General features: G+C 70.6%; 16 protein-coding genes. 11 read left to right on the top strand and 5 right to left on the bottom strand.

Annotated elements, in window-relative coordinates; translation table 11 throughout:
• Positions 1-9: 9 nt before the first annotated feature.
• The gene (locus QQA12_RS05755) at positions 10-732 is read left to right on the top strand and encodes a DNA repair protein RecO C-terminal domain-containing protein (protein ID WP_054664362.1); all 723 of its coding nucleotides are present in this window, start codon (positions 10-12) and stop codon (positions 730-732) included.
• Between the two features lie 23 nt (positions 733-755).
• On the opposite strand, the gene QQA12_RS05760 is transcribed toward QQA12_RS05755, so the two are convergent.
• Positions 756-1,472: a response regulator gene (locus tag QQA12_RS05760; RefSeq protein ID WP_226050068.1), complete on the bottom strand. Its 717-nt coding sequence runs from the start codon at positions 1,470-1,472 to the stop codon at positions 756-758.
• Between the two features lie 124 nt (positions 1,473-1,596).
• On the opposite strand from QQA12_RS05760, the gene rlmD reads away from it, so the two are divergent.
• From rlmD to QQA12_RS05805, 9 genes are all read left to right on the top strand, one after another.
• Positions 1,597-2,934, top strand: coding sequence for a 23S rRNA (uracil(1939)-C(5))-methyltransferase RlmD (gene rlmD / locus QQA12_RS05765; protein WP_226050067.1), 1,338 nt, complete (start codon positions 1,597-1,599; stop codon positions 2,932-2,934).
• A 212-nt stretch (positions 2,935-3,146) separates the two neighbouring features.
• Complete coding sequence (locus QQA12_RS05770; protein WP_054664368.1) at positions 3,147-3,650, top strand: CYTH domain-containing protein; 504 nt, start codon at positions 3,147-3,149, stop codon at positions 3,648-3,650.
• 26 nt (positions 3,651-3,676) lie between these two features.
• Positions 3,677-4,372, top strand: coding sequence for a DsbA family oxidoreductase (locus QQA12_RS05775; RefSeq protein WP_182333934.1), 696 nt, complete (start codon positions 3,677-3,679; stop codon positions 4,370-4,372).
• A 54-nt stretch (positions 4,373-4,426) separates the two neighbouring features.
• Positions 4,427-5,434: a beta-N-acetylhexosaminidase gene (gene nagZ / locus QQA12_RS05780; protein ID WP_226050066.1), complete on the top strand. Its 1,008-nt coding sequence runs from the start codon at positions 4,427-4,429 to the stop codon at positions 5,432-5,434.
• Positions 5,434-5,985 (top strand): hypoxanthine-guanine phosphoribosyltransferase, encoded by a 552-nt coding sequence (locus QQA12_RS05785; protein ID WP_054664375.1) that lies wholly within the window; start codon positions 5,434-5,436, stop codon positions 5,983-5,985. The genes nagZ and QQA12_RS05785 overlap by 1 nt, the downstream gene beginning before the upstream one ends.
• A 220-nt stretch (positions 5,986-6,205) precedes the next feature.
• Positions 6,206-6,952: an S-methyl-5'-thioinosine phosphorylase gene (locus QQA12_RS05790; protein ID WP_054664377.1), complete on the top strand. Its 747-nt coding sequence runs from the start codon at positions 6,206-6,208 to the stop codon at positions 6,950-6,952.
• A 90-nt stretch (positions 6,953-7,042) separates the two neighbouring features.
• Entirely contained in the window at positions 7,043-7,249 is a 207-nt protein-coding gene (locus QQA12_RS05795; RefSeq protein ID WP_003488188.1) for a cold-shock protein, read from the top strand.
• Between the two features lie 72 nt (positions 7,250-7,321).
• Positions 7,322-8,551, top strand: a complete 1,230-nt coding sequence (locus QQA12_RS05800; protein ID WP_226050065.1) for an NAD(P)/FAD-dependent oxidoreductase — start codon at positions 7,322-7,324, stop codon at positions 8,549-8,551.
• An 83-nt stretch (positions 8,552-8,634) separates the two neighbouring features.
• Positions 8,635-10,281, top strand: a complete 1,647-nt coding sequence (locus tag QQA12_RS05805) for an acyl-CoA dehydrogenase family protein (protein WP_226050064.1) — start codon at positions 8,635-8,637, stop codon at positions 10,279-10,281.
• Between the two features lie 144 nt (positions 10,282-10,425).
• Here QQA12_RS05805 and QQA12_RS05810 read toward each other — a convergent pair whose 3' ends face one another.
• The 3 genes from QQA12_RS05810 to QQA12_RS05820 all read right to left on the bottom strand — a co-directional run bounded on the left by QQA12_RS05810 (position 10,426) and on the right by QQA12_RS05820 (position 12,670).
• Complete coding sequence (locus tag QQA12_RS05810) at positions 10,426-10,821, bottom strand: hypothetical protein (protein WP_226050063.1); 396 nt, start codon at positions 10,819-10,821, stop codon at positions 10,426-10,428.
• A gap of 209 nt (positions 10,822-11,030) precedes the next feature.
• Positions 11,031-11,372: a hypothetical protein gene (locus QQA12_RS05815; RefSeq protein WP_054664409.1), complete on the bottom strand. Its 342-nt coding sequence runs from the start codon at positions 11,370-11,372 to the stop codon at positions 11,031-11,033.
• A 122-nt stretch (positions 11,373-11,494) separates the two neighbouring features.
• Positions 11,495-12,670, bottom strand: coding sequence for a thiolase family protein (locus tag QQA12_RS05820; protein WP_054664411.1), 1,176 nt, complete (start codon positions 12,668-12,670; stop codon positions 11,495-11,497).
• Positions 12,671-12,854: 184 nt separating this feature from the next.
• On the opposite strand from QQA12_RS05820, the gene QQA12_RS05825 reads away from it, so the two are divergent.
• A complete protein-coding gene (locus tag QQA12_RS05825) occupies positions 12,855-15,692 on the top strand; it encodes an autotransporter serine protease (RefSeq protein ID WP_226050062.1) in 2,838 nt (945 codons plus the stop codon).
• 73 nt (positions 15,693-15,765) lie between these two features.
• On the opposite strand, the gene QQA12_RS05830 is transcribed toward QQA12_RS05825, so the two are convergent.
• Positions 15,766-16,863 (bottom strand): Glu/Leu/Phe/Val dehydrogenase dimerization domain-containing protein, encoded by a 1,098-nt coding sequence (locus QQA12_RS05830; RefSeq protein ID WP_054664416.1) that lies wholly within the window; start codon positions 16,861-16,863, stop codon positions 15,766-15,768.
• Positions 16,864-17,126: the final 263 nt, after the last annotated feature.

Here is a 17,126-nt window from a genome sequence, read left to right on the forward strand (position 1 = left end):
CGAGCGCCAATGCGGATCGACGACGAACCCGCCTATGTGCTGCATGCGCGCCCCTGGCGCGAGACCAGCCTGCTGGTCGAGGCGCTGACGCTCGCGCATGGCCGCATCGGCCTGCTGGCGCGCGGCGTGCAGGGACCGAAAAAACAGCTCCTGCGCGCGGCCCTGCAGCCGCTGCAGTCGATCCGCCTGGATGCGGTGATGACCGGCGAACTGGCGCAGCTGCGCCGTGCCGAGAGCCAGGACGCGGCGCCGCGCCTGCATGGACAGTCGATGCTGGCCGCCTTCTACGTCAACGAACTGGTGCTGCGGCTGGCGCCGCGCCACGACCCCTTGCCCGAGCTGCACCATGCCTATGGCCAGGTCCGCGACCAGCTGGCCGATGCGGCCGGCCTGGCGTGGGCCCTGCGGCGCTTCGAGCGCGACCTGCTCGATGCGCTGGGCTTCGGTTTCGACTGGACCTGCAGCGCCGACGGGCAACCCATCGACCCGGCCGCCCGCTACCGGCTGGACCCGCAGGAGGGGCCGCTGCGCCTGCTGAGCGAGCGCAACGCCGCCGAGCGCCGGGGCCTGGCCACCGGTGCGGCGCTGCTGGCGCTGGCCGCGGACCAGGCGCCGGCCGCGGCCGACCTGGCCAGCCTGCGGCCGCAGATGCGCGCGGTGCTGCTGCACCATCTGGGCGGGCGCGGGCTCAAATCCTGGGAAATGCTGGGTGAGCTGAAGGGCGGGAGCTAGCAACCTCCGAGCGGTCGGCGGGCTCAGTGCAGCAGGGCGCTCACCGCCGCGTCGAACTGGCGCCGCGCCATGTCCGACTCCGGCGCCTGGTGCAGTTGCCGTACCGCGCGGCCGAGCCGCGAGGCGCCGACGAAGCCGCAGCTGGCCTGCAGCCGGTGCAGTTGCCTGCGCAGGGCGCTGTCGTCGTGCTGGCGCAGTGCCACCGAAACGGCGTCGCGGGCAACCGGCAGTTCGGACAGGAACAGTTCGCGCAGCGCCACGACATGGGCCTGCTGGCCGTTGAGCGCGCTAAGCGCCGCGCTCTCGTCCCAGTCCGGCGCGACCGCGTCCTCGCCCGCCGGGGCGTGCCCGGCATCGGCCTGGCCGAGGCAGTCGCGGACCGCGGCGAGCAGTTCGGCGCGGGTCATCGGCTTGACCAGCACCCGCTCGAAACCGGCCGCGCGCAGCGACTGCCGGACGCCTGCGCCATTGTCGGCGGTGTGTGCCAGTGCCGGGACCTGCGGGTGCAGTGCGCGCAGGCGCTGCAGCAGCGCCTGGCCGCTGCCGTCGGGGAGATGGGCGTCCACCAGCCACAGGTGGTGGCGGGCGGCGCTGCCCATCTGCAATGCCTGAGCGACCGAACCGGCGACATCGACCGCGGCCGGCAGTGCTTCCAGTGCGGCCCTGAAAAAGCCCTGGCTGGTCGCGTCGTCCTCGACCAGCAGCAGGCGCGGTGGATCCACCTGGGCATGCGTATTCATCTGCTGCCTCCATGTCAGCTGTGCCGGGCATGATTGGCGATGTGGCGCTGCCGCGCAAGCGGCGGAAGTCAGGCCGATGTGCATCTGCGACAATGTCGCCCCGCAACCCGCAGCCTTCCGCCACGTGGCCCGATCCAGATCCCGCATAGACAAGACCCCGTTCCAGACCGACATCCTCGACCTCAGCCATGACGGCCGCGGCGTTGCCCGCCGTGAAGGCGAGGGCGGCAAGGTGACCTTCGTGGCCGGTGCCTTGCCTGGCGAGACGGTGATGGCCGAGCAGACCGGCAAGAGCCGCCATTTCGACGAGGCGCGGACCGTGGAAGTGCTCGCCGCCTCGCCGCACCGGGTACAGCCGCGTTGCCCGCATTTCGGCGTCTGCGCCGGCTGCGTGCTGCAGCACCTGGACGAGGGCCAGCAGATCGTGGCCAAGCAGCAGGTGCTGATGGACAACCTGACCCGCATCGGCCACGTCAGCCCCGGTGCGGTGCTGCCGCCGCTGGTGGGCGACAACTGGGGCTACCGGCGCAAGGGCCGTTTCTCGGTGCGCCGGGTCGAAAAGAAGGACAAGACGCTGGTCGGCTTCCGCGAGCAGGACCCGCGCTTCGTCGCCGACCTGTCGCAGTGCCTGACCGTGATCCCCGAGATCGGTACCCGGGTGGCGGCGCTGTCGGCCTTCATCGAGGGCCTGGACGGCAAGCGCGACATCCCGCAGATCGAATTCATCGGCGGCGATGCCGCCATCGCCCTGACCGTGCGCCACCTGCAGCCGCTGTCCGACGCGGACCGGCAGGCCTGGCAGGCGTTCGGCCAGCAGCATGGCTTTGCCATCTACCTGCAGCCGGGTGGATTGGAGTCGGTGCATCCGTTGTGGCCGGCCGAAGGCGTGCCGCTGTCGTTCGCGCTGCCGCAGTGGGACGTGGAGCTGGCGTTCCGCCCGCTCGACTTCATCCAGGTCAATGCCAAGCTCAACCAGCAGATGATCGCGCATGCGTTGGCGCTGCTGGACGCACAGCCGGACGAGCGCGTGCTCGACCTGTTCTGCGGCCTGGGCAACTTCACCCTGCCGCTGGCGCGTACCGTGCGCGAGGTGGTGGGCGTGGAAGGCGAGGCCGGGCTGGTGGCGCGGGCGAAGGAGAACGCGCAGCGCAACGGGCTGGACAACGCGCAGTTCTTCGCCGCCGACCTCACCCAGGACCAGCGCGGCGCGCCGTGGATGCGGCAGGGCTTCGACAAGCTGCTGCTCGACCCGCCGCGCTCGGGTGCGATCGACGTGCTGCAGCAGCTGCCGCTCAAGCAGTTCAAGCGCATCGTCTACGTCAGCTGCCACCCCGGCTCGCTGGCGCGCGACGCCGGCTACCTGGTCAACGAGCAGGGCTTCACCCTGGTGTCGGCCGGTGCGATGGACATGTTCCCGCATACCGCGCACGTGGAAAGCATCGCGGTGTTCGAGAAAAAATGAAATCCGCGCACAGGGACGTGCGCTGCTCCTGCGAGGGATTCGCATAGGTGAAATCCGCGCACAGGGATGTGCGCAGCTCCTGCGAGGGACTCGCATAAATGAAATCCGCGCGCATGGATGTGCGCCGTTCCTGCGAAGGATCCGCACCAGTCGAATACGCGCACATGGACGTGCGTTGATTCCGTGAGGGATCCACACCTGCGAGGTTCCGGATGGGTATCGAGATCGAGCGCAAGTTCCTAGTCACCGACGACGGCTGGCGCGCCGCCGCGCACGCCGTCATCCCGATGGCGCAGGGCTACATCAATGACATGGCGGCGATGGACAGCGGCGCGCAGAAGGCCTCGGTGCGGGTGCGCATCCAGGGCGACGCGGCGTACCTGAACATCAAGTCGCGCGAGCTTGGGCATACCCGCCAGGAGTTCGACTACCCGATTCCGGTGGACGAGGCGCGCGCGCTGCTGGCGCTGTGCGTCGGCGGCCTGATCGACAAGCGCCGCCACCTGGTCAGGCATGGCGGGCTGCTGTGGGAGGTGGACGAGTTCCTCGGCGACAACGCCGGGCTGGTGGTGGCCGAGGTGGAGCTGCAGCATGCCGGACAGCCCGTCGACAAGCCCGACTGGGCCGGTACCGAAGTGACCGACCAGTCCCGTTACTACAACCTCGCGCTGGCCTCGCATCCCTATACCCGGTGGGATGCGGACGAGCGCGCCTGAACCCCCATCGAAACTAAGGAATCCCCATGCGCATCGACATCTGGTCCGACGTGGTCTGCCCCTGGTGCTGGATCGGCAAGCATCGTTTCCAGCGCGCGCTGGAACTGATGGGCGACAAGGCCCCGCAGGTGGAGGTGCGCTGGCACCCGTTCCTGCTGGATCCGGACGCCGACACCACCCCGGTGCCGCTGCGCGAGGCCTACGCGGCCAAGTTCGGCGGCGCCGAGCGCACCGCGCAGATGCTGGCGCAGACCCAGTCCACCGCCCGCGCCGAAGGCCTGCCGATGGATTTCGACCGTGGCCAGGTCCGGGTGACCACGCTGCCGGCGCACCGCCTGCTGTGGCTGGCCGGGCGCGAGGGGGTACAGGAGGCGGTCGGCGAAGCGCTGTTCCGCGCCCATTTCGAACAGGGCCGCAACCTGGCCGACCCGGAGGTACTGGCCGCGGCCGCCGCCGCTGGCGGCATTGCGGCCGCGCGCGTCGAGGCCCTGCTGGCCTCGGATGAAGGGCTGGCCGAGGTCCGCGCCGGGCTGGGACAGGCGCAGGCACTGGGCATCCAGTCGGTGCCGACCTTCGTCATCAACGGCCGCTACGCGGTGCAGGGCGCGCAGCCGCCGGAGGTGTTCGCGCAGGTGCTGGAGAAGGTCGCCGCCGAGCTGGCGCCGGCGCCGGTCGCCGGCAACGATGAACCGGCCTGCGGCGCGGACGGCTGCAGCGTCTGACGTGGCGGGCGCCATCTGCGACAATGCCACGCTTGGCCGTATGGGAATCCGCACATGCTTCTGATCGGCGTCGCCGGTACCACCCTGACCGCACAGGAACACGATTGGCTGCAGCATGACGCCGTGGCCGGCGTGGTGCTGTTCAAGCGTAATTTCGCCTCGCGCGACCAGGTGGTCGAGCTGACCGCGGCGATCCGCGCCGCCACCGCGCGTCCGCTGCTGGTGGCGGTGGACCAGGAAGGCGGCCGCGTGCAGCGCTTCCACGCCGGCTTCACCGAACTGCCGCCGCTGGAGGGCTTCGGCCGGCTGCACGCCACCGACCCGGACGCGGCGCTGGCGCTGGCCGAACAGCATGCCTGGCTGATGGCCAGCGAAATCCGCGCTACCGGGCTGGACCTGAGCTTCGCCCCGGTGGTGGACCTGGGGCGCGGCAACCTGGCCATCGGCAGCCGCGCCTTCGCCGAAGACCCGCCGGTCGTGGCGGCGCTGGCGCAGGCCTACGTGCGCGGCATGCACGCGGCCGGCATGGCCGCCACGCTCAAGCACTTCCCGGGCCACGGCACGGTGCGCGAGGACACCCACCATGACACCGCCATCGACCCGCGCCCGCTGCACGAGCTGGAGGCGCAGGATCTGCTGCCGTTCCGCGCCGGCATCCAGGCCGGCGCCGATGCGGTGATGATGGCCCACGTGGTCTACCCGCAGGTGGCGCCGCAACCGGCCGGCTGTTCGCCGCGCTGGATCAACCAGATCCTGCGCGAAAAGATGGGCTTCCGCGGCGTGGTGTTTTCCGACGACATCGGCATGGCGGCCTCGTCCGCCGCCGGTGGCGTCAGCGCCCGGGTCCGTGCCCACCTGGACGCCGGCTGCGACGTGGTGCTGGTCTGCCACCCGGAGCTGGTCGAAGAATCGCTGCAGGCCGTGGCCGGCCGCAGCCTCAACACCGCCGCGCTGCTGGGCCTGATCGCCCACGGTGCCATGGGCTGGGGCGGCCTGCTGGCCGACGCCCGCCACGGCGACACCCGAACCCGTCTGCTCGAAACTCTTGGAAGAACCGCCTGATGTCCAAACTCACTCTCGAACAAGCCGTGGCCCAGGCCGACCTGCTGGTCGATCGCCCCGCCATCGACAAGGCCATCGCCGGCATCGCCGACGCCATCGCGCGCGACTACAAGGGCGAGGTCCCGGTGTTCCTGTCGATCATGAACGGCGCGCTGCCGTTTGCCGGCCAGCTGGCGCTGGAACTGGGCGCGCGCGGCCAGGACGCGCAGTTCGACTACATGCAGGCCTCGCGCTACCACGGCGAGAGTGGTGGCGAGCTGGTCTGGAAGCACCGCCCGGTGTCCTCGCTGTTCGGCCGCCGCGTGCTGCTGGTGGACGACATCCTCGACGAGGGTTTCACCCTGCAGGGCGTGCGCGACTGGTGCCTTGAGCAGGGCGCCACCGACGTCCGCATCGCGGTGCTCACGGTCAAGAAGCACGACCGCTGCCTGGACGGCGTCAAGGCCGACTACGCGGGCATCGAACTGCCCGACCGCTTCGTGTTCGGCTTCGGCATGGACGTAAGCGAATCGCTGCGCTCGCTGCCGGCGATCTACGCGATGAAACAGTAACAGCAAGGCCGGGCATCGGCCGGCACGCGCGATCGCCTCGCGCTGCCGCCCACGGTCCGCGCCGCGAACCGTGGGCCCCGTCTCCCGCCTGCCATGCACCCCGGGCCCCGGCCAGCTTCCGGGGCACACGGCGCTGGCGGGTGCCGGCCATCGGCCGCTAGGATGACCGGGCCGCGCCCCGCGTCGCCTTCGACTGCGAACAGAACACCAGGAAACAACGATGGACGATATCGCACTGGCCGTGATCGGCGGCACCGGTGTCTACAAGCTTGCCGCGCTGGACGACGTCCAGACCCATGAGGTCCAGACCCGCTACGGGGCGCCGTCCGGCCCGGTGCGCATCGGCCGGCTGGATGGGCGCCGGGTGGCGTTCCTGGCCCGCCATGGCGAAGGGCATTCGATCCCGCCGCACAAGGTCAATTACCGCGCCAACCTGGCCGCGCTGAAGCAGCTGGGCGCCACCCGCGTGCTCGCGCTGAACACCGTCGGCGGCATTGGCGACGACTTCGGCCCGCGCGTCCTGGCCTGCCCGGACCAGCTGATCGACTACACCTGGGGGCGGATCTCGACGCTGTGCGAGGAAGAGGGCAGCGAGGTGCTGCACGTGGATTTCGGCCACCCGTACACGCCAGCGCTGCGCGCCCAGGTGCTGGCCGCGGCGCGTGCGCGCGGCGTCGCGGTGCATGACGGCGGCTGCTATGGCGCGACCCAGGGGCCGCGGCTGGAGACCATCGCCGAAATCGCGCGGATGCGCCGCGACGGCTGCGACCTGGTCGGCATGACCGGCATGCCCGAGGCCGGGCTGGCGCGCGAGCTGGGGCTGGATTACGCCTGCCTGGCGATCGTCGCCAACTGGGCGGCGGGCTGCGGCGACGCGGCCGAGATCACCATGGACGAAGTGCTGGCCAACGTCGCCGCGGCGTCGGCGGGGCTGCCGGCCCTGGTGGGGGAACTGGCCCGGGGGTGATTGTCATCCCGGCCCAAGCTTTGCATACTCAGCGAGTGCGCTTCATTCAGCGTGCATCAATCCATTCATCGAACAAGGTCTCGCATCACCATGCCGAACGGTACCGTCAAGTGGTTCAACGACGCCAAGGGATTTGGCTTCATCTCACCGGAGGACGGCAGCGCCGATGTCTTCGCGCACTTCTCCGCGATCAATTCCAAGGGTTTCCGCAGCCTGCAGGAAGGACAGCGCGTCAGCTATGACGTGACCCAGGGCCCGAAGGGCGCCCAGGCTTCCAATATCACGCCGGTCGAGTGATCCACTCGGCTGTGCCGGAAAAACCCCGCCGAGGCGGGGTTTTTTTTTAGGCCGCCGGCCCCGGGAAACGCAATGGACAGGTCATTGGATATCGCCATCGTCGGTTACGGCACGGCCGGCCAGTCGCTGGCCGTGCTGCTGTCGCGCGACGGCCACCGCGTGCAGGTGTTCGAGCGCGCGCCGCGGCCCGGGCCGGTAGGCGCGGGCTTCCTGCTGCAGCCCAGTGGCTTGCAGGTGCTGTGGCGGATGGGCCTGCTGCCGCAGGTGCTGGCCCATGGCGCGGTGGTGCGCCGCCTGTACGGCGAGACGCCCTGCGGCCGCGCGGTGATGGACATGCGCTACGCCGGGCTGGATGCGCGCCTGCACGGGGTCGGCATGCAGCGCGGGGCGCTGTTCTCGCTGCTGGACGCGGCCTGGGAGCACGGCGACGCGCTGCACGTGGACCGCTGCATCGGCGCCATCGACGACAGCCTGCGCCGGGTACGCGACCAGCACGGGCAATGGCACGGGCCATTCGACCTGGTGGTCGCCACCGACGGCGCCGCGTCGGCGCTGCGCGCGCAGGTGCGCGGCACGCGGCTGGACCGCCCGTACCCGTGGGGGGCGCTGTGGTGCCTGCTGCCCGCGGGCGACTGGCCGTTCGCCGACGAACTGCGCCAGCGCTACGTGGCGGCGCGGCGGATGATCGGCCTGCTGCCGGTGGGTACGCGCCCCGGCGACACGGTGCCGCGGTTGAGCTTCTTCTGGAGCCTGCCCGGCGACGGCTTCAGTGCCTGGGAGCGGGCCGGGCTCGAACCCTGGCTCGACGAGATCGGGCAGCTGTGGCCACAGGCGCGACAGCGCCTGCAGGACATCACCCTGCCGTCGCAACTGGCGCGGGCCAGCTACCGCGACGCGGTGATGGACCGCTGGTACCGCGGTCGCCTGGTGCTGGCCGGCGACGCCGCGCATTCGATGAGCCCGCAGCTCGGGCAGGGCGTGAACATGGCCCTGCTCGACGCCCTGGCCCTGCGCGACGCACTGCGCGGCCAGGCCGATGTCGATGCGGCGTTGGCGCACTACCAGGCCATGCGCCAGGCGCATGTGCGCCTGTACCAGTTCTGGAGCCGCTGGCTGACGCCGCTGTTCCAGTCCGACCGCGACTGGATCGCGCATGCGCGCGACCTCCTGTTCAGGCCGCTGGGACGCATGCCGGGCGGGCGCGGGCACATGCTGCGTGTGCTCAGCGGCACCCAGCAGGGTGTGTTCGGCGCGCTGCCGCTGGCGCCGGAGTTCGTGCGCGCGCTTGCCGGCGACGACTGAGCCGGGGCCGCCGCACGCCGCGCCGTCGCCGCCGGCGCGGTGCGGCAGAATGGGCGGCATCCTCCCGTGCGCAGGGGCCGGCCATGAACACCGATGCAGCGCCGTTCGAAACCCACGTGGTATTCAACCAGCCGCCGCCGTTTCCCGAGTGCAACCTGTGGCGCGACGACCGCGTGCTGCGCGAAGCGGTCGCGCGCGAAGGCGGCGAGGCGTTCGCCACGCTGCTGGATGACTATGGCGCGCTGGCCGGCGGCGAACTGTACCGGCTCGGTTTCGATGCCAACCGGTACAGGCCGCTGCTGCGCACCCACGATGCGCAGGGCCTGCGCGTGGATACCGTGGATTTCCACCCCGCCTGGCATCGCCTGATGGAACAGGCCAAGGTGCACGGCGTGGCCGGGCTGTCGTGGCGGCAGCCACCACAGGCCGGTGCGCACGTCGCGCGTGCCGCGTTGAGTTTCCTGCACCACCAGGCGGAAGCCGGCAGCAGTTGCCCGCTGACCATGACCCACGCCGCGGTGCCGGTGCTGCGCCGCGAGCCGGCGCTGGCCGAGTGGGCGGCCAAGGCCGCCGCACCGCACTACGACCCGCGCGACGTACCGATCGCCGGCAAGGCCGGCATCACCGTGGGCATGGGCATGACCGAGAAGCAGGGCGGCTCGGACGTGCGCAGCAACCGCACCTGCGCGACCCCGCTGGCGGGCGAGGGCGAGTACGCCCTGGTCGGGCACAAGTGGTTCCTGTCCGCGCCCATGTCCGACGCCTGGCTGGTACTGGCGCAGGCCCCCGGCGGACTGAGCTGCTTCCTGATGCCACGGCGGCTGCCCGACGGCGCGCGCAACGCCTTCCGGCTGATGCGGCTGAAGGACAAGCTCGGCGACTGGGCCAACGCCTCCAGCGAGGTCGAGTTCTGCGGCGCGTGGGCAAGGCGCATCGGTGCCGAAGGGCATGGCGTGGCGACCATCATCGAGATGGTGATGCTGACGCGGCTGGACTGCATGCTCGGCGCGGCGGCGGAAATGCGCATGGCGCTGGCCCAGGCACTGCATCATGCGCGGCACCGCCGCGCGTTCGGCCGGCGCCTGGTCGAGCAGCCGCTGATGGCCAACGTACTGGCGGACCTGGCGCTGGAGTCGGAGGCGTCCACCGCGCTGGCGATGCGCGTGGCGCGCGCGGTGGATGCGGCCGCCCGCGACCCGGCGGAAGCAGCGTTCGCACGCGTGGCCACGGCGCTGGGCAAGTTCTGGCTCTGCCGGCGGGCGGCGGGCTTCGTCAACGAAGCGCAGGAGTGCCTGGGTGGCGCCGGCTACGTCGAGGAATCGATGCTGCCGCGCCTGTACCGGCAGGCGCCGCTCAATTCGATCTGGGAAGGCAGTGGCAACGTGCAGTGCCTGGATGTGCTGCGCGCGCTGGCGCGCGAACCGCAGTCGCGGCAGGTGCTGCTGCACGAACTGGAGCAGGCGCGTGGACATGATGCCGCCTACGATGCCGCGTTCGATGCGTTGCCGCCGACAGGCGAGGGCGAGGTGGTCGCCGAGGCCATGGCGCGACGCATGGCCGCCTCGCTGGCGATCCTGCTGCAGGCCGCCACGTTGCTGCGTGCCGGCAGCCCGGTGGCGGCGGCGTTCATCGCCGCGCGGCTGGCGGCGCCCATGCCCCCGGCCTACGGCATGCTGGACGCGTCGGTGGCGTTCAGCGACATCCTGGAACGGGCCGTGCCCTCGCGCTGATACCGCCACGGCCACCTTGTCGGCCACCTTGTCGGCCGCAAGCGCGGCGGCCGTGGATCCGCAGAGGGGCCGTGTCGCCGCCACCGCGGGGACCGCGCAGCCGCCCGGCGGGGGCGGCTGCGCGATCGAGACGAGGCTACCCGGTCAGTGCTTGGCGTCGTCGGCCTTCTGGCGGGCCTTCTCGGCCGCGTCGTGCGCTTCGTCGGCGACCTTCTGTGCGGCGTCCGCGGTCGCCGCGCTGGCATTGGCCGCGGCCTCCTTGGCCGCTACCGAGGCATCGTCCGCCGCGGCGCTGGTCGCATTGGCCGCGCGGTCCAGTGCCTGCTCCGACCTGGCGGCCGCCTCGCGGGTGGCGTCGGCAGCGCGGTCGGCGGCATTGCGGGCGGCGTCGGACGCCGATTCACCGGCGTTGCGCGCGGCTTCGGCAGCGTGGTCGGCCGCGGCTTCGGCATCGCGCTTGGCCTGTTCGGCATTGGGGTCGTTGCAGGCGGACAGGGCCAGCATCAGGCTGCCGGCCAGCAGCGGGACAAACAGCTTCATCGCGTTCTCCTGGTTTGGGGGACGACGCGCGCAGCGTAGGGCGAGGCGGATTCAGATTGCGTCAACGCCGCCGGTGCCTCATGCAGCAACTGCGCGGGCCTGCGGCCAGCGCGCCCGCACCGCATGCGCACGCTGGAGCTGGGAGAGGAGACAAAAAAAAGCCGCTGGCGAACCAGCGGCTTTTCTGACTTGCGTCGAAGCAGAAGTTATTACTTCTTGGCTTCTTCGGCAGCGTCCTTGGCCTTGTCGGCCACATCTTCAGCAGCCTTGGCGGTGTCGGCAGCGGCGCCGGCAGCGGCGTCGGTGGCGGCGCCAGCAGCGGCGGCAGCGGCGTCACCAGCGGCGTCAGCAGCGGTGGCGGCGGTGTCGGCAGCAGCCTGGGCGGCGTCGGCGGTTTCGGCGCCGGCGGCAGCAGCCTGGTCAGCGGCGGCCTGGGCGTCGGTGGCGGCTTCGTTGGCCGAAGCAGCGGCGTCCTGGGCAGCTTCCTGCTTCGAGCAGGCGGCCAGGGCCAGGCCCAGGGCCATCGCGATCAGCAGCTTGTTGATGCTCATTGTGTGAATCCTCGTCGTTAGATTAGGCAACGCGCCATTGCGCGCCTTAAACATGATGACAAGCCCATTTGGACTGTCAAGCGACCGCGCATTCATTTTTGTAAAAAAGGCATTAAGCCCAATCAAATCAATTCGATGGCGATGGCAGTTGCTTCGCCGCCGCCGATGCAGAGGGAGGCGATGCCACGCTTGAGGCCACGGCTGCGCAACGCGTTGACCAGCGTGACCACCAGGCGCGCGCCCGAAGCGCCGATCGGATGGCCCAGCGCGCAGGCGCCACCGTTGACGTTGAGCTTGTCATGCGCGATGCCCAGCTCGCGGATCGGAGCCATCGCCACCACCGCGAAGGCTTCGTTGATCTCGAACAGATCCACGTCGCCGATCTGCCAGCCGGCCTTGTCCAGCACCTGCCTGACCGCGCCGATCGGCGCGGTGGTGAACCACTCCGGCTCCTGCGCGAAGGTGGCGTGGGCGACGATCCGGGCCAACGGCTGCACGCCGCGACGCGCGGCTTCGCCGGCGTCCATCAGCACCACGGCGGCGGCGCCGTCGGAGATGCTGGAGGAACTGGCGGCGGTGACGCTGCCATCCTTCTTGAAGGCCGGCCTCAGGGTCGGGATCTTGGCGATGTCGGACTTGCCCGGCTGTTCGTCCTGGTCAACCTCGACCTCGCCCTTGCGGGTGGCGACCTTGACCGGAACGATCTCATCCTTGAACGCGCCCGCGGCCTGCGCGGCCTGCGCGCGCCTGACCGACTCGATGGCGTAGGCGTCCTGCTCTTCGCGGGTGAAGCCGAACTTGGCGACGGTGCCTTCGGCGAACACGCCCATGGCCTGGCCGTCGTAGGGGTTGGTCAGGCCGTCCCAGGCCATGTGGTCCACCGCCTGGAAGTTGCCGTAGCGGTTGCCGGTGCGCGAGTTGGGGATCATGTGCGGCGCATTGGACATGGACTCCATGCCGCCGGCGACGACGATGCTGGCCGAGCCGGCCTTGATCAGGTCGTGCCCCAGCATGATCGCTTTCATGCCCGAGCCGCACACCTTGTTGAGCGTGGTGCAGCCGGTGCTGGCGGGCAGGCCGGCAGCGAGCGACGCCTGGCGCGCCGGTGCCTGGCCCAGGTTGGCCGGCAGTACGCAGCCCATGATCACTTCGGAAACATCGGCGGCGGCGACGCCGGACTGTTCCATGGCCGCACGGATCGCCGTGGCGCCGAGGGTCGGGGTGGGGACGCCGTTGAACTGGCCGAGGAAGGAGCCGATGGCGGTGCGCTTTGCGGCGGCGATGACGATGTCGGACATGTGCGGTCTCGGTTGTATCCTGCAACGATTATCGAAAGCCGCCGGCGGGGTGCCCATTGGACCAACGGCACATCCCGGCAGACAGCGGTTTGTCGTTGCAGTATAGAAGGTGAGCCACCGCATGGCCGGCAGGTGGCACTACCCGACGGGATTCCGGTGTCCGGCCAGTCATGGGGGAGAGGGGATGCGCAGCACGTTCAGGGGCTACAACGCACTGGCCGCTTCGATGGCATTGGCGCTGGCCGCATGCGGTGGCGGTGGTGGCAGCAAGTCGAGCCCGCCACCGTCGCCCAATCCGCCGCCGACCTCGCCGCCGCCGACCACGACCACACCGCAGCCGGCAATGGACGCGCATCTGGCGCTGACCAACGCCAGGGCCGCGCAGGCGGCCGGCTTCACCGGTGCCGGCATCCGCATCGGCGTGGTCGATTCGGGCGTGATGCGCAACCATCCCACGCTGGCCGGGCGGGTGGTGGCCAATTTCAGCTACGTGGATCCGCGCCGCAACAATCTGGCGGTGGACGACGTGGTCGGCCATGGCACCACGGTGGCGCAGCTGGCCGCCGGTGCCGCCGCCGGGCAATGGCCCGGTGGCATCGCGCCGGGCGCGCAGATCGTCTCGGCGCGCATCATCAACGACGAGCGGCCCAAGGACGACGGGTCCGGGCAGGGCAACGAGGTCACCGGTGGGCTGGGGATGAGCGGCGTCCATGACGACCTGATCCGTGCCGGCGTGCGCATCATGAACAACTCCTGGGGCGGGCTGTACTGGACGCGGCCGACGGTGACGGCGCAGATCGCCGCCGAGTACCGCCCGTTCATCGTCGGCAACGACGGGCTGGTGGTGTTCGCCACCGGCAACGAATCGCGCGCCAATCCCAGCGACATGGCCGCGCTGCCGAGCCAGCCGGGGGAGAACGGCTCGCGCCCGGCGGCCGACCTGGAGCGCGGCTGGCTGGCGGTGGCGGCGCTGGATACGGCCAATCCCAGCCGCCTGGCCGATTACTCCAACGCCTGCGGCGTAGCCAGGAACTACTGCCTGGTGGCGCCGGGCACGTCCGCCTTCGTCGGCCCCAATGCCACGGCGTCGAACCTGTCCTACTACTACGGCAGTGGCACCTCCTACGCCGCGCCGCTGGTATCGGGTGCGGCGGCGCTGGTGTGGCAGGCCTTCCCGTACTTCGACAACAACCTGGTGCGGCAGACCCTGCTGGGCACCGCCACCGACCTGGGCGATCCCGGCCCGGATGCGGTGTTCGGCTACGGCCTGCTCAACGTCGGCAAGGCGGTGAAAGGCCCGGCCCGGTTCGACTGGGGCGATGTGGCGGTGGGCGTCAACCAGTTGGGGCTGGGGTCGGTCTGGAGCAACGACATCAGCGGCACTGGCGGGCTGATAAAGCGCGGCCCCGGTGCGCTGACCCTGGCCGGCACCAATACCTACGGCGGCGCTACCCGTATCGAGCAGGGCACGCTGGCGTTGCGCGATGGCGCCTCGATACGTTCCAGCGTCACTGTCGTGGCGCAGCCCGACCCGACGGGTGCGGCCCTGCAGTTCATGGGCGGCACGACCCGGGTGACGGGCAACGTGGACAACGGCGCCAGCATCGTGATGCTCGGCGGCGGCAACAGCAGCACCATCGATGGCGACTACCTGCAGCGCAGCGGTGCGCGGCTGCTGATCGCGCTGGGCATCAATGCCCTGCAGGTGACCGGCACGGCCACGCTGCAGGGGGGCGGGGTGCTGGTCAACGGGGTGGTGGCCGGCTACGTGCCGCAGGACGGCACGCGGCAGGACCTGATCCATGCCGCTGGTGGCGTCAACGGGCAGTTCGACGCGGCGCCGGCCGCCACCCAGAGTGCCGGGGTGGCGCTGCTGCAGGCCGGCTACGGCTATGACAGCCACAACGCGTGGCTGGACCTGCAGCGGGTCAACGTGACCGCGGCCGCGCGTGCCGCCGGCATGGATGCGACGACGCTGGCCGCGGCGCAGCGGGTGGAACGTGCCTTCGAGCTGCTCGATGGCGATGCCGGCCTGCGGGCGGGTGCGTTCGCGGCCGGAGCCAGCGCGCTGCAGCAGGGTGGCGGTGGTTTCAATGGGCTGGGCGCGAGCCTGCGCAGCCTCACCGGCGAAGCACATGCGCTGGCGCTGGCGATGACCTTCGACAGCATCGACATGAACCGGCGGGCATTGTCCGCGCAGTTCGGCGAGGGCGGCAGCCGCGCCGACGGGGCCTGGTCGCGTTCGCTGGGCGGCGGCGGGCAGGGCGGCTACGCCGGTGGCGACTACCGCCTGGGCGGCTGGATGCTGGGCCGCGAGACCGGCATGGGCGATGCCCGGGTGGGCTTCGCGTTCGGGCAGATGCAGGCGCAACTGGCCGGCGGCGAGGCCAGCGACCGCGGCCGCGACCGCCAGACCCAGGCCCGGTTCTATGCCGGGCGCCAGTGGCGCCAGGCGTACGCGCTCGGGCAGATCGGTTTTGGCGGCTTCCAGCGTGAGCTGGACCGCGGCCTGCTGCTGGGCGGTGAACGTGCCGGGGTGATGGCGCGTTACGACGGCCGTTTCCTGTCCGGCAGTGCCGAGGCCGGGTACCGCTTCGACCTGGGTCGGGGCGCGTTCACCCCGTACCTGGGCGCCGACTACGCCCGCATCGACAGCGACGCGTTCCAGGAGCAGGGCGGTTACGGGTTCGGGCTGAGTGCCGGCGGCTGGCATTCCAGCCAGGTGCGGGCCATGGCGGGCATGCGCGGCAGCTACCGCTGGCGCGGGCTGGAGCTGAACGGCTATGCCGAGTGGCAGCAGGCGCTGTCCGCCGGTGCCGGGCCGCTGCAGGCACGCTTCACCGGTATCGATGCCTGGGCGCCGCTGTATGGCCTGCAACCTGCGCGCGCCGCTGGATTGTTCGGCGTGTCGCTCGATGCCTGGCTGGCGCGCGATGCGCAGCTGTCGCTGGGCTACGACCAGCGCCTGGGCGGACGCGGCGACAACCGGCAGCTGTCGCTGCGGTTCATGCGCGGGTTCTGATCCGCCGGCAGCGGACATGCAAAAGGCGGGCGACCGGGTCGCCCGCCTTTTTCGTGCCGGCCGGGTGCCGTGTCTACTCGCCGCGCAGGCGGCTCATGCGCGGCGCGGCGCGGCCCAGCGGCATCTTCAGCTTGCCGATGGCCTCGATGCGGGTCTCGGCGATGCGGTCGGCCGCGCGCTGTGGCGAGACGCCATCGCGCTCGGACTGGTCGAAGATGCGCCCGAGGTTGTGGTAGATGCTGCGGATCAGGCGCATGGCACGCTCGCGGTTGTAGCCGTCGATCTCCAGCGACACGTTCATCACGCCGCCGGCGTTGACCGCGTAATCCGGCGCCCACAGCACCCCGCGCCGGTGCAGTTCGTCGCCCACCGCATGGCTGGCGAGCTGGTTGTTGGCGGTACCGCAGATGACCTTGGCCTTGAGCCGGTCCAGCTCCTCCATGCCGATGGCGCCTTCCATCGCGCAGGGCGCGAACACGTCCGCGGCGACGTCGTAGATGGCATCGGGCTTGATCGCCTCGCAGCCGTACTCGGTGACCGCGCGCTGCACCAGCACCGGGTCCAGGTCGGTCACGTAGAGCTTGGCGCCGCGCTCGCGCAGCAGCTTCACCAGTTCCATGCCGATGTGGCCCAGGCCCTGCACGGCGATGCTGACCTTGCCCACTTCCTCGTGGCCGAACTTGCGGTTGATCGAGGCCATCAGCGCCTGCAGCGCACCGTAGGCGGTAAACGGGGCCGGGTCGCCGGAGCCGCCATGGACCTGGTGCACGCCGGTGACATAGCCGGTCTCCAGGTAGATCTGCTCCATGTCGTTGACGTCGCTGCCGACGTCTTCGGCGGTGATGTAGCGCCCGCCCAGCGCCTCGACCTGGCGGCCGAAGGCGCGGAACAGCACCTCGCTCTTGTCGGTGCGCGGGTCGCCGATGATGACCGCCTTGCCGCCGCCGACGTTCAGCCCGGCCAGCGCGTTCTTGTAGGTCATGGTGCGGCTCAGCCGCAGCACGTCGCGCAGGGCGTCGTCGCTGTTGGCGTAGGGGCGCATGCGCACGCCGCCCAGGGCAGGGCCCAGGGTGGTGTTGTGGATGGCGATGATCGCTTTCAGGCCGGCATCGCGGTTGTGGCAGAACACGACCTGTTCGTGGCCGGAAGTGGCGAGGGTTTCGAAAAGCATGGAAGCTCCGATGGGCGTTACTGCGACAACGTCCGTGATCCTGCAGACAACTGGTGGGCCAGAAAACAAAAATGCGACTTCGTCGTTGCGGTGACGGGTCGCGGGGCGCCATTCTAAAGCATTCGGCGGCCAGCGCATGTTCAGGCTGCCGGGGGGCCGAGGGGCGGGTACCGCTGGGGGCAGGGGCGGCGTGACGGTCGGGTCACGCTGCGCTGCAACCTGACCTGCGCGGCGCGCGGCTCTATCATCGGTTTCAACAGAAA

Origin of the sequence: Stenotrophomonas sp. 17(2023), assembly GCF_030345315.1 — a bacterium.
GTDB classification, from domain to species: Bacteria; Pseudomonadota; Gammaproteobacteria; order Xanthomonadales; family Xanthomonadaceae; genus Stenotrophomonas; species Stenotrophomonas acidaminiphila.